Here is an 11806-nt window from a genome sequence, read left to right as displayed (position 1 = left end):
CGCACCACAAGAGTTTTATTATTAATATCTGTACTTCATAATATCGGAAACTGCTGTAATTTATCAGTTTTAATCTGCGTTAATCTGCGTTAATCTGCGGTTAATGATTCTCAAAATTTGATTCTGTGAGTTTGATTATAAACGGAGATACTCCCTCAACAAATGCCTGAGTAGATTCATAGGGCATAACATTTTTCCCAGTTATTTTTATTCCCTGACTTTGAGATACACAATTGAGATAATGCCCTAATCTTTGATCTGGACTTTCTTGTTTGCTTTCTTTACTAATACCCAGAGATTTTTGTCCCATAACTAATAAGGTAGGATAGGGAATTGCAGCAATATCACTACTGTAATCTCTTTGCCAAAACCTCGCTAAAAAAGCAAATACGGCATAACGTCCATTGATATTTTTAGCATCTGCTTCCAGCATATTTAACCATTCATCATCAACATTTTCACTAGCAGCAAACAATTTTTCCACGGAGAAAGAATACAAAAATTTGCGGGTGCGAGCATAGCGGAAAAAAGCATTACCTATGGGGGATGTAAAAATACTCCAAAGTAGATTTTGTTGCCATTTAGGGGCGTTTTTAGTAATTACTGGCCAAGATGTAGGATCAGAAAATACTAACCCAGCAATTAATTCTTTTTCCAGTTTGACTAATTCAATAGCAACTGGTAATAAAGCTCCTTGCACTACGATAATAACAGGTTTTTTGACCACAGTTTGCAAGAAGTATTGTAACTGTTTTGCCCAGTTAATTGGTTTGTGTGCTAGAGGTGGCATATCACTTTCACCACAACCCAGTAAATCGGGATTGTAAATAGGATTTTGGTGATTTTTATCATACCATTCTCGACAGAATCGCTGCCAAAATTGCCGGGATAATCCTACTCCTATGGGATGAATTAACAGTAAAGGAATACCCGTTGCTGGAGAATTGAGCGGTTGATGAATTTCGTAAGCACAGCGGTAATTTTGCCAAAGATAATATTGGCTAGGAGATGCTGTTTTAGATTTAGATAAGGACATAATTTCAAGTTTTTATAGGGGGAGTTTTAAGAATTGCTAAAAAATGATGCGGGGATGAATAAATTGATAACCGGCATCTTTAAGTTTTTGATTGGATACCCAGGCATTATAGGGGCGGATATTTTTATTATTTGCATCCCAAATAACATTAGGTAAATTATTTTTTTTCATCACATGATCAAGTAATTCTTTATTCGTGAGATGACTATCATCAACAAGATTATAAATACCTTCTAAGCGATGTTCACGGGCAAATTCTATAGTACCAACTATATCATCAAGGTGAATCCAATTGGTGATATCTTCGCCATTACCAGCGCGGGTTGTTCCTGCGGCTCTAGCAAATATTTTTACTAATTCTCTACCGGGTCCATAAATACCACCTAAACGGAGAATACAGACGCGGGTATTTTCATTATTTGCTGATAATAATATGTCTTCTGTTTTTCGTAGCAGTTGAGAATTGCGATTAGCTGGTGCTGGTGGACTTTCTTCGTCTACCCATACGCCATTTCTATCTCCATAAATTGAATAACTACCTGTATATATTACTTGACGAACATTAGGAAATTTGGGAAGTAGAGAAACTAGATTTTTAGCAGTTTGTACATAGGTTTCTTCATAGGAATCGGCGTTTTTTGCTCCTACACTTAACAAGACAACATTCTGATTTCTTAATACGGCTTTTAACCCTACTAAATCGTTACCTGGAGTGACAATAACTTTGGGTGCAATTGTTTCTAAAACTGGTATACGTTCTGGGCTAGTTGTGGTGACCGTCAGCAGAAAATTACTGTTTGACTGCCAATATTTGCCAACTGCATAACCTACGTAACCACAACCAATGATTGCAATATTCATGATGTTTAATAGAACTAAAATAAATTCAACTATTTTTAAGAATTACCAGTTAATAATCAAATAGTACAGGAATATGCAAGTTTTTAACTAATGGCTATTAGGTTAACTTTTTTATTTCTGGCTATTCATATCTATAACGGTAGGTTGACTTGGTTTTTTGCTTTTTAGCGACTAGATTTGATTTTAGGTATGAATTGTACCATCTGGCATGATCGCTCCGGCTAAGTTAGCACCAATTAATTTTACCAGCAAGCGATCGCCTGAACGAATTCTTGCCCCTGTCAAATCAGCACCCCGCAAATCAGCCCCGCTGAAATCCGCACCAACCAAATTTGCCGAGCGTAAATTTGCCTCTCTTAAATCTGCTAAAAGTAAGTTAGCTCTAAATAAATTGGCTTCTGACAAATTCGCACCTCTCAAAATCACTTTGTGCATAAAAGTATCACTGAGATTAGACCTGCTTAAATTAGCATAACTCAAGTTTCTTCCAGATAAGTCCCGATTACTCAAGTTAGCGCGACTAAAATCTTTACCACTCAAATCTGAATTTGGCTGTGGTTGTTGATAGGTTGTTTTTGCTGAGTAAGAGTAAGTTTTGGATGGTTTATCTGGTTGAGAATTAGGGGAAAGGGGCTGTTTATCTCCTAAAGAGCGCAATTTATCCCGCGCCATATTCAATGATTTCAGCTTTTCGTGGGCTTTGTGCTGTAAACGCGGATTGTCTTTTGGGAGGCGGTCTGGGTGCCAAACAAACACTAAATCTTTATAAGCCTGATTTATTTCTTCCAGTGTGGCCCCCGGCTCTAATTCCAAGATTCTGTAGTACCGCTCCAATTCGCTCGTCATGATATATTAGTGAAGATGAAGATAATAATTGAACAAATGATGGGTTATGCAGTCATTTGTTCAGTATAACGATTGATTGCTGCTGCTATCGGCATGGAATTGAACAAACTATTCAACCCACTGGCGGAAATTGTACCAAGAAGCTTCAGCAATGCCCTGAACTTATTTAGAGTTAGGAAAAAAAGTATTTTTGCGGCAGTTAGGAGTCCACAGGGAAATGTGAGAATTTTTGAGAATCCTCGAAAATTTAATCCAGTGTATTTAAAATAAATGAACTACAACATTTAAAAACAAAGTCTTATCTGATCAATCCATTTCGCCAGCGACCAATGGCTTGCAAATATGCTACAATGGGGACGCGATAAACCTCAATAACAATCCAAACAATAATTGCTAAGTGCGACAAAAAAGTTAATACTGTCCAAATCAATGGAATCCAGGTAAAAAAATCATCAGCCGCAGGGGGAAAACAATATACCGTAATACCTATCAAAGTTGTCGGTAAAATGACAAAAGCAATGGCAGCTAAACTATAACCCCAACCTAATTCCACACCTAATAATTGAGCTTGAGTCCACTTAAATCCATTCCAATGCCAAACTAATGGTGGTTCTCTAGAAGGCATTTTCACTTGCTGTAGTTCCAAATTGACCGTAAGAATTTCGTGGCAAAAATCACAGCACATAGCCTCCATCATTGGCATTTGCGAAATTTTACCAATACGACATACTGGACATGGATAATCTTCTTGAAAGTTTAAAGATTTTGATCTAATTGGGGAATTGTCCATGATTAAACTACTCTTTTTTCAACTTTCCTATGATCTTATCTATTCCCTACCCTAAATAAGCCTGTTTAACTTTTTCATCTTTAATTAAATCTGAGGCTGCACCTGTTAAAATCATAGAACCTGCTTCTAATACATAGCCTCGGTCTGCAATTTTCAAAGCTAAATTAGCATTTTGTTCAACTAATAAAATCGTAACTCCTGTTGTTCGTAAATTCTGAATAATTGTAAAAATTTCTTTAACAATCCCAGGGGCTAAACCTAAACTGGGTTCATCTAAAAGTAAGAGTTTTGGTCTACTCATTAAAGCCCGTGCAATAGCTAACATTTGTTGTTCTCCACCGCTGAGAGTTCCTGCTAATTGATTGCGTCTTTGTGCTAACCGAGGAAATAGATCAAATTGCTGAGAAATATCTGTTTTAATATTTTTATCTCCACGCACATAAGCCCCCAACATTAAGTTATCAAAAACCGTTTGTTTGGCTAAAATTCTCCGCCCTTCTGGACAATGGGCTAAACCAAGTTTTAACATTTCATGGCCTTGACGACGATTGATATTTCGTCCTTGATAAATAATATTGCCACTTTGGGGATTTAGCATTTTAGAAATTGCTTTTAATGTGGTAGTTTTTCCAGCCCCATTTGCACCAACTAGGGTGACTACTTCACCTTTTTTAATAGTTAAATTAACTTTTTTTAAGGCTTGAATACCACCATAACTGACATTGATTTCCTGTAGATCTAATATGATTTCCCTGGTTAATTGATGTTGATCTGTGTTCATTATCATTCATTCCCTAAATAAGCTGCAATTACCTTTGGATTGTTTCTAATTAGAGATGGTTTATCCAAAGCTATTAACTGTCCAAAATCTAAAACTGCAATCCGATCACACAATCCCATAACTAATGGTACATGATGTTCAATTATAATAATAGTGAAATGAAAGCGATCGCGCAAATCTCGAATAAATTCACTCAATTGCTGTTTTTCGTTAAGGTTCATTCCGGCCGCAGGTTCATCTAAAAGTAAAATTTGCGGTTCTAAAGCTAAAGCCCGAGCAATTTCTAGACGACGTTGATCACCATAGGCTAAATTTTTAGCTTTTTCTTCGGTGCGATTATCTAAACCAATTAATGTTAATAATTCTAAGGCTTTTTCTCTACTGTTTTCCTCCTCCTTGACTGCTAATGGTAAACCTAACACTCCTGTAATAATATTGCTGTGAGTGTGTAAATGTCTGGCAATAATTACATTATCTAATACCGATAATTCCCCAAATAAGCGAATATTTTGAAATGTTCTCGCAATTCCTAAACCCGCAATTTGATGAGGTGGTAATTGAGAAATTACTCGACCTTGATAAATTAATTCACCACTAGAAGGAGGAATTAAACCAGTAATTAAATTAAATAGTGTAGTTTTACCAGCACCGTTAGGTCCAATAAAGCCAAAAATCTCTCCCTGATTAACCGAAAAAGATAGATTATTGACTGCGACTACACCACCAAAACGACGGGTTAATTCTTTTGCTGTTAACATCATCTTAACTATGATTTATGTGATTTAAATTCAAAAAAGGTGAAATTGTCAAGTTTGTTTGAGAAAATACCTTTTCAATGTTAAAGATTTGCCTTTTTCCCCTTCCCTCTTTTAGCAGTAATTGAAAATTGAGATATTTTTAACTTGATTTGCTTGAAAATATCAGGAGTGACTAAACCTTGGGGAAAAAATATTGTACCAATGACAATTAACAACCCAAAAATAATTAATCTTCCATCTCGTAAAAAGTGAGATAACCAACTTGGTAAACCACCTGTATCAGCGAGATTTCTTAATACTTCTGGTAAAGCTGTAAATACCATTCCCCCTAATACTGCACCTAAAAAACTTCTAGAACCACCAATTAACACAAAGGTTAAATAGATAATACTCGCGTCAAAAGTTCCTTGACGAGCATTCCAAGTATTCAGAAAATGGGCGCTAACTGCGCCAACTACCCCCGCTAAAATTGAACCCAAGGTAAAGGCTAAAACTTTATAATAGGTGGGGTTAATTCCCATTGCTCCCGCTGCTAATTCATCTTCACGGATAGCAATAAAAGCTCGGCCAATACGAATACGTTCTAGACGATAAATCACCACCATGCTGATAATTAATAAAGGTAAAGCAATCCATAAATATTCTATTGGTGTTTGGAAAGGTTGGGGAATACCAAAAATACCAACAGCACCACCTGTGATCTCTAAATTTAAAGATATCACCCGCAAAACTTCCACAAAAGCAATGGTAGCAATTGCTAAATAAATTCCTCGCAATCTTAAAGCGGGAACTCCCACGGCTATACCTAATAAACCGGAAATAATTCCAGCAATTAACATCTCAAATAATAAGATATGAATTGGGAATAAATCACTATTAGATATAAAAAATTTAGTAGAAAAAATAGCGGCAATATATCCACCTATAGCATAAAATCCCGGACTAGCTAAAGATAATTGTCCGGTCATTAATGGCAGATAAAGTGATAGTCCTAGCAGTGAGCCTAAGACCATTGAGACAATTAAAGAGCCGTAAGTAGAGAAAAATTCAGCCATATTTTGGTGTGGGAGACATTTTGCATTTTACTTATAGTCAGTATACATCAATCTTGTGCCTGATTGACTGACAATATGCTGTATTAAGAAGCATTTGTCCACCAATTTCGCAAAGGATGATTTTTTGGAGGTTGATAATGTCCTTTAATTCTAATTGCATTGAGTACATTATTTAATAATAAATGATTAACACTTTCTTTTTCTGACCAATATTTAATTATTTCTGGAGTTGATACAATCTGAAGATCGGGAAAAATTCTTTTAATAAACTTGATAGCTTTGTTGTCATCAGTGGCCACTGCCCATTTTCGATGTACTGCAATAGCAAAAGTTGCAGCTTCACCATCATCCAGGTCAGCAGCATAATTAACAAAAGATTCCTCCTCTTCTTCTGATGCAAAATCTACCACTTTTAATAAACCTTGTGTGATAGCTGTCTCAAATTCTAACACAGCATCATTTTCTTCTTCTTGAAGTTTTTGCAGTGTTTTTAATTCTCTTTCTTGTACAACTGTAGTGACGATAATTTCAGCGGGAAGAGATTTCAAAATTGCTAGAAATTGACCTGACGCACAGAAATTAAGAATACAACAAGCATCAAGGATAATATGGGAGTGAGTAATTTTCATAACATACTCCTCACTTCCCAGTAGTTTGGATTTGACGCAAATCAAAATCTGTATCTTCTTCTATCATTCCGCTTGAGTAGTACCTGAGTAGTGCAGCAATACGACGGGCTTCTAAACGGTCAACATGGAGAAATTCACTAAAACGCCCTTCTGTAATTAAACCCTGATCTAGTGCTTCAATTGCTAGATGTTGATAGTGCAATGGCATCATATCAACCCTTTGGGGAATTTGTTCTAAACCCAGTTCTTGCTGTACTTTTCTGACTTTTAAACCTCTATCTCGCAATTTATCCCAAGTTCCAGAAGGTAGAAGTTCCATTTCTTCTAACCGATACACTAGGGCTTCTACGGACACACCATAATAATGAGCTAGTGTAAATAAATTGGTTGGTGTGAATTTACCATGAGTACGGTACATATCATTAAACCGTTTCAATAGGCCACTAGTTGGCATAAGGAAATATTTGGGAAAAGTTTCCGCTAGTTGTTCACTTTCGGGAAAACGTTGATATTGACCATCAAAATGAAACTCTGGTTTTTGCCGATGCGCTAAAAAGTGTAGATATCCATGCGCCATTGACCAGCGCCGACGCTGTTCTGGATGGTGGGCATTTATAGCCATACAACCGCCAATTTGCTCATTATAACTATATATTTCTGAGTATTTTGCTGGCATTGGCAAATAGAAGATCCGTAAACCTACATCTTGTTCTAAGATGTCGCGTAGTTGAGGAATGGGAGCATCACCTAAGCCTAATCTCTGACGTTCTGCAACGGCTATACTTTCCGCAGCAGTTTTGATAGGCATATCTGTTACTTGATACTCAAAAGGATAGTTACGCGCTATTGGCGCATCCATGATTTTTTCAAGTTCCAGATAATTCTGACATAATTCCTCTAAATGCAGGATAAATGGTTCAATTTCTGCCTGTTGTTCTTGATTACGTTGATAAACTGCCCGAAACTGCACTTCAAAAGGTTGGACTATTGGCCGTTGACGCACAAATTCACTTATTGAACGCCCGTAAGCACGAGCAAGTTTAATGAGTTCGTTCGCTTTGATGCGACGTTCTCCTTTTTCAATGGCGATCATAGTGGTGCGTGCAGCATCAATAATCTTGGCTGCATCCGCTTGAGTCATGTTGCATTTTTTACGCGCTTGTTGGAGGAGTTCTCCTAATGTCCGCAGATCAATGTTATCCAGAATGTTGGTAGTCATGATGTTTCTTTGATAATGTCAGGTAATAATTATATTAATTTAGCTATAATGTCAGGTTTTAATATAGTTGACAAATAGATTACTTGTTAATATTATAGTTACAAGTGCATCACCTGTAAATACTTTAATTCATTATTAGTCAATCAGACTAATAAGAACGATAATTTAGGAGTAGTGAATCATGGGTTAGATATGCCTTCCAAAAAACCGCAAATGACAATTCGCATAGAAGAAGATGAATATAAATACTTAGAAGATTGGGCTACTAGAGAGTTTCTCAGTGTTCCGCAATTAGCTAAGGTGATTGTCAAGAGAGCGATCGCCGAAAACAAAAAGTCTCAACAGGTAAAATCACCATGACAGAAGACGAAAAAATTTCCAGACACGCAGCTACAGACAGAGATAAATGTCAAGAAATGGCTGATAAATACGGATGGGAATTATTGAAAGTAGAACCTACTAATAATAAACTTCTCAAAGTTGATTGTGTGTTTGAAGGTGAAACAGAATTTCCTAGTTATTATGAGGAATCAGAAAATGAGTAAATATATTATTTTTAAAGCAGATAAAGGACAGTTAAAAAACTGGGAAAGAATGTTATTATCTCATACTGGAGCTTGTACTGATATCCTAGCTGAACATTATGATGGTTCTAAAAAACCTATTCCCGAACCAGGTTATAGACTCAAGGAATTTAGTCAAATTGAAGAATATGTAGATCCTGAATTTCCAGGTGCAAGTACACATTATAGAATTGGTGATTGGGAAGTTTCCAAGGTAGAAGAATATGTACCAGATTTACCTCTGGGTACTTTTGAATCAGTAGTTATTTGTTATTGTCGTTATTCCCCAGTAAATACCCCATTAAAACCATTACCAAAAATCCAAGTATCCCCTAGTCTAAAAATAGAAATTTAATCATAACAATATACAGCAATTTCAGCTTGAGTGAGGTACACCTTATGCGGGCAAGACTTGTACTGAGCTTGCCGAAGTATGCCCGCACCACAAGAGTTTTATGATTAATATCTGTACTTCATAATACCGGGAAATGCTGTATATCAAGAATGTGTTTTAACAACCCAACGGCGAAATAATTCTACTATTATTTTCCAGCGTCCCTGATTTTCTACCACATCATGACGTTTTAAAGTTTCTAAAGCTTTATGTAAATCAGTTTCATTTATTCCCGTCAACTCAACTAAATCATTTACATTTAATCCTTGGGGATATTTTGCCAGATGGGTTAAAATTATTTGTTGAGTATGATCATTATTTTCTCCAGCTTGACCCCAAACACCATGAAAGTAATTACTACCTCTTTGGAAAAACTCCGGTTTCGTGACAATTGTTTCTACATCTTCCACAGTCAAAATATGGTCGCGGTTTCTTCCTTGTTCAAAAATAAAATCATTATATAATCGCACTAAATGAAAACCTACCAACTGCACTAAATAAGGTTGTCCATAGGTTAAATCATAAATTTTATCTAGTGCTTCCGGTGTGTAGTCTAATAAAAAATCTTCAATAGCTGGGTTAGCGAGAATTTGACCAGTTGCACCACGACTTAGAAAACCGACATGAATAGGTAGAACACTAGCAAAAAAAGGTTGAAAATAATCTGCTGTCATTTCATCTAAGGTATGCAAACCAGCAAAAGCAAAAGCAACTTGAGAATGTGCTTGGACTAAACTACGCAAGAAACCCATAAAATCTGGGCTAATTTTTCCGGCTTTAATTAAATCTTCAATTTTCTCAAATTCATCTATAGCAATAATTAACCCACCGGATAAATTTTTAATTACTTTTTCAAAATAGCGATTAAAAGTCCGTTCGGGAAGTTTTAATAAATCATCATCATGGGGAGGTTCAATATTCACAACTTGGGAAATTTCATCACTAATAGCCATTAATATTTCACCTACTCCTTGGGTGACATCTCCTAATTTTAGTAAATTCACATAAACAACTTTGACATGATTATCTAAAGAGTCAGCAGCATTGAGTAAAATCGAAGTTTTACCCATACGTCTATGACCATAAATAACTACTGACTGGAGTTGAATACCCCTAGGCCAAAGTTCTTCTAATCGTCTCATAATATCTTCTCTACCAATAAATAAATTACCCATTACAGGGTCGCCGACAACATAATGATTATTGACAGGTTTATCAATAACAACTTTCCCAACTTCACCGGCAATTTGTAATAGTTGCTGTTGCCAGTTGTTAGCAATATCTATAATTAATTTTTTTTCTGCTTTGGGTAGGGTATCGGCTGTATTTAAAATAGTTTTCAGTTCGCCTAATGCGCGATTTAAAGCCAAAGAACGAGACGCACGGGAGACACTACGGTTAATGATTTTTATATCTTCAATTATTTTGACAAATCTATCTAATTTTTGCCAGGTGGCAGGACGTAATAAATCTGATGTGGGAAATGTAGGTATTTCTAGATTAGCAATAGAGTTCAAATCTTTTACATCGTTAAATACTGCTAAAGTTTGAGCAAGAATATACATTTCTTCCCCATACAGAAGAGAACGAACAACGGCAAATGCTTCTGTGGCTTTATTGGGTTGTTTTTCATGCAGATACCAAAAACCAGCAGCAGCAGCACGGGAGGGAGTGTCCAGGCGGGTATTTGTTTTTTTACTTACACGAGTAACTTCTGAGTAATAGTCTGGTGCATAAGGATAAATATCAAGGCGGGTACTTCTTTTTTCACTTACATCAGGAAAATCAGCAGATGTAAAATACATTAATTTCCAATCATAAGTAGTTTCTGCTAACTGAGAAATAGACCAAATTATTTCTTCTTCTGGCTTTATTTTCAGTGCCTTATTCACTGCGTTAACTACAGGAGTATATTGCATGGTATAGGCCAATAGTTGATTAACATTATGTATGCCGTTTTCCCAGTCTTGTAATAACCAGTTTTTTAAGTATGAATCTAAATAGAGTAAAGGGATAGAAGTAATTCTGGGTAGTAAAAAACTGCTAGTTCGGAAATAACCCAAGTTTAACAGCAAGCCAAATAACCAATTTTCCAAGTGTAAGGAAGCTAAAAATCCCGCCAAAACTCCCGCCAAAACTCCCGGCCAAACTCCCGATAGCGCAAATCCCATCACAACTGCCACCAGAACTTTCACCACAACCATAACTTTCAGCATATCTTCCGCCACACCTTCTGCCATATCTTCCCCCACATCTAGATCCAGTCCCACACCTTGTACTGCAACGAACGTCACACCGAACGTCACACCGAACGTCACACCGAACGTCACACCGAATGTTACACCTCCTGCTACACCTCCTGCTACACCTCCTGCTACACCTCCTGCTACACCTCCTGCCACACCGAACGTCACACCTCCCGCCACACCTCCTGCCACACCGAACGCCACACTTCGTGCCACGTTTTCCCAGTTAATACGCAAGCCTAATGCTTGCAGAAATAAACAAATTAATATGGGTATAATTATTGTTAAGATTACACTTTGAAATAACAATTTTAAGATTACACTTTGAAATAACAATTTGCGCTGAACAGGATTTTGGCGTAATATTTTTATTCCTTCACTCCAATTCATTTCTTTTTTAGGAATATAACCCCCGCCAAAGGTATCAACATACCACCGCAAAGCCTGGGGAAAATAAAACACCCAATACAACAATAGTAGGTAATCTAAAGGATTCCATAAAGAGAGAGGACGGCGTAATTTAGGGGCTAAATCTAAACGCGGTACAGGAGATTTGTTATTCATAATATGGTTTTGGTGTTGCTTAATCTGTGTATGATTTTAAAATTTAGAGATATTATATCTCATA

The 11806-nt window shown here is 36.6% G+C and carries 13 protein-coding genes; 3 read left to right on the top strand and 10 right to left on the bottom strand.

Going from position 1 to position 11806, the window contains the following annotated elements; all coding sequences use genetic code 11:
- Positions 1 to 100 precede the first annotated feature (100 nt).
- The 9 genes from ACIR131C_RS0101355 to ACIR131C_RS0101315 form a co-directional block, all read right to left on the bottom strand.
- Positions 101 to 1036: an alpha/beta fold hydrolase gene (locus ACIR131C_RS0101355; protein ID WP_028088760.1), complete on the bottom strand. Its 936-nt coding sequence runs from the start codon at positions 1034 to 1036 to the stop codon at positions 101 to 103.
- Positions 1037 to 1072: 36 nt separating this feature from the next.
- Complete coding sequence (locus ACIR131C_RS0101350; protein ID WP_028088759.1) at positions 1073 to 1897, bottom strand: SDR family oxidoreductase; 825 nt, start codon at positions 1895 to 1897, stop codon at positions 1073 to 1075.
- Between the two features lie 183 nt (positions 1898 to 2080).
- The gene (locus tag ACIR131C_RS0101345) at positions 2081 to 2743 is read right to left on the bottom strand and encodes a pentapeptide repeat-containing protein (RefSeq protein WP_035367903.1); all 663 of its coding nucleotides are present in this window, start codon (positions 2741 to 2743) and stop codon (positions 2081 to 2083) included.
- 298 nt (positions 2744 to 3041) lie between these two features.
- Entirely contained in the window at positions 3042 to 3533 is a 492-nt protein-coding gene (locus ACIR131C_RS0101340; protein WP_028083903.1) for a hypothetical protein, read from the bottom strand.
- A 46-nt stretch (positions 3534 to 3579) separates the two neighbouring features.
- Positions 3580 to 4314: an ABC transporter ATP-binding protein gene (locus ACIR131C_RS0101335; protein ID WP_028083902.1), complete on the bottom strand. Its 735-nt coding sequence runs from the start codon at positions 4312 to 4314 to the stop codon at positions 3580 to 3582.
- A gap of 2 nt (positions 4315 to 4316) precedes the next feature.
- Positions 4317 to 5075, bottom strand: coding sequence for an ABC transporter ATP-binding protein (locus ACIR131C_RS0101330; RefSeq protein WP_035367902.1), 759 nt, complete (start codon positions 5073 to 5075; stop codon positions 4317 to 4319).
- Between the two features lie 77 nt (positions 5076 to 5152).
- Positions 5153 to 6127, bottom strand: coding sequence for a branched-chain amino acid ABC transporter permease (locus ACIR131C_RS21600; RefSeq protein ID WP_051347461.1), 975 nt, complete (start codon positions 6125 to 6127; stop codon positions 5153 to 5155).
- An 83-nt stretch (positions 6128 to 6210) separates the two neighbouring features.
- A complete protein-coding gene (locus ACIR131C_RS0101320; RefSeq protein ID WP_028088758.1) occupies positions 6211 to 6756 on the bottom strand; it encodes a PIN domain-containing protein in 546 nt (181 codons plus the stop codon).
- Positions 6757 to 6766: 10 nt separating this feature from the next.
- Entirely contained in the window at positions 6767 to 7975 is a 1209-nt protein-coding gene (locus tag ACIR131C_RS0101315) for an XRE family transcriptional regulator (RefSeq protein WP_028088757.1), read from the bottom strand.
- 192 nt (positions 7976 to 8167) lie between these two features.
- Here ACIR131C_RS0101315 and ACIR131C_RS25880 point away from each other — a divergent pair, with 192 nt between their 5' ends.
- The 3 genes from ACIR131C_RS25880 to ACIR131C_RS0101300 are packed head-to-tail and all read left to right on the top strand — an operon-like array spanning position 8168 to position 8893.
- Entirely contained in the window at positions 8168 to 8335 is a 168-nt protein-coding gene (locus ACIR131C_RS25880; RefSeq protein ID WP_196811705.1) for a hypothetical protein, read from the top strand.
- Positions 8332 to 8520 carry a hypothetical protein gene (locus ACIR131C_RS0101305; protein ID WP_028088756.1) on the top strand — a complete coding sequence of 63 codons (189 nt, stop codon included), beginning with the start codon at positions 8332 to 8334 and terminating at the stop codon, positions 8518 to 8520. The genes ACIR131C_RS25880 and ACIR131C_RS0101305 overlap by 4 nt, the downstream gene beginning before the upstream one ends.
- Positions 8513 to 8893, top strand: coding sequence for a hypothetical protein (locus ACIR131C_RS0101300; protein ID WP_028088755.1), 381 nt, complete (start codon positions 8513 to 8515; stop codon positions 8891 to 8893). The genes ACIR131C_RS0101305 and ACIR131C_RS0101300 overlap by 8 nt, the downstream gene beginning before the upstream one ends.
- 143 nt (positions 8894 to 9036) lie before the next feature.
- On the opposite strand, the gene ACIR131C_RS0101295 is transcribed toward ACIR131C_RS0101300, so the two are convergent.
- Positions 9037 to 11742, bottom strand: coding sequence for an AAA family ATPase (locus ACIR131C_RS0101295; protein ID WP_028088754.1), 2706 nt, complete (start codon positions 11740 to 11742; stop codon positions 9037 to 9039).
- Between the last annotated feature and the right edge of the window lie 64 nt (positions 11743 to 11806).

Origin of the sequence: Dolichospermum circinale AWQC131C, assembly GCF_000426905.1 — a bacterium.
GTDB lineage: Bacteria > Cyanobacteriota > Cyanobacteriia > Cyanobacteriales > Nostocaceae > Dolichospermum > Dolichospermum circinale.
Note: the sequence above shows the minus strand (reverse complement) of the source record. Positions and strands in the feature narration are given on the sequence as shown.

Bases quoted from the DNA above. Each gene is read 5' to 3' on its own strand.
- ACIR131C_RS0101355 (WP_028088760.1), bottom strand. From the start codon at position 1,036: ATGTCCTTATCTAAATCTAAAACAGCATCTCCTAGCCAATATTATCTT.
- ACIR131C_RS0101350 (WP_028088759.1), bottom strand. From the start codon at position 1,897: ATGAATATTGCAATCATTGGTTGTGGTTACGTAGGTTATGCAGTTGGC.
- ACIR131C_RS0101345 (WP_035367903.1), bottom strand. From the start codon at position 2,743: ATGACGAGCGAATTGGAGCGGTACTACAGAATCTTGGAATTAGAGCCG.
- ACIR131C_RS0101340 (WP_028083903.1), bottom strand. From the start codon at position 3,533: ATGGACAATTCCCCAATTAGATCAAAATCTTTAAACTTTCAAGAAGAT.
- ACIR131C_RS0101335 (WP_028083902.1), bottom strand. From the start codon at position 4,314: ATGAACACAGATCAACATCAATTAACCAGGGAAATCATATTAGATCTA.
- ACIR131C_RS0101330 (WP_035367902.1), bottom strand. From the start codon at position 5,075: ATGATGTTAACAGCAAAAGAATTAACCCGTCGTTTTGGTGGTGTAGTC.
- ACIR131C_RS21600 (WP_051347461.1), bottom strand. From the start codon at position 6,127: ATGGCTGAATTTTTCTCTACTTACGGCTCTTTAATTGTCTCAATGGTC.
- ACIR131C_RS0101320 (WP_028088758.1), bottom strand. From the start codon at position 6,756: ATGAAAATTACTCACTCCCATATTATCCTTGATGCTTGTTGTATTCTT.
- ACIR131C_RS0101315 (WP_028088757.1), bottom strand. From the start codon at position 7,975: ATGACTACCAACATTCTGGATAACATTGATCTGCGGACATTAGGAGAA.
- ACIR131C_RS25880 (WP_196811705.1), top strand. From the start codon at position 8,168: ATGCCTTCCAAAAAACCGCAAATGACAATTCGCATAGAAGAAGATGAA.
- ACIR131C_RS0101305 (WP_028088756.1), top strand. From the start codon at position 8,332: ATGACAGAAGACGAAAAAATTTCCAGACACGCAGCTACAGACAGAGAT.
- ACIR131C_RS0101300 (WP_028088755.1), top strand. From the start codon at position 8,513: ATGAGTAAATATATTATTTTTAAAGCAGATAAAGGACAGTTAAAAAAC.
- ACIR131C_RS0101295 (WP_028088754.1), bottom strand. From the start codon at position 11,742: ATGAATAACAAATCTCCTGTACCGCGTTTAGATTTAGCCCCTAAATTA.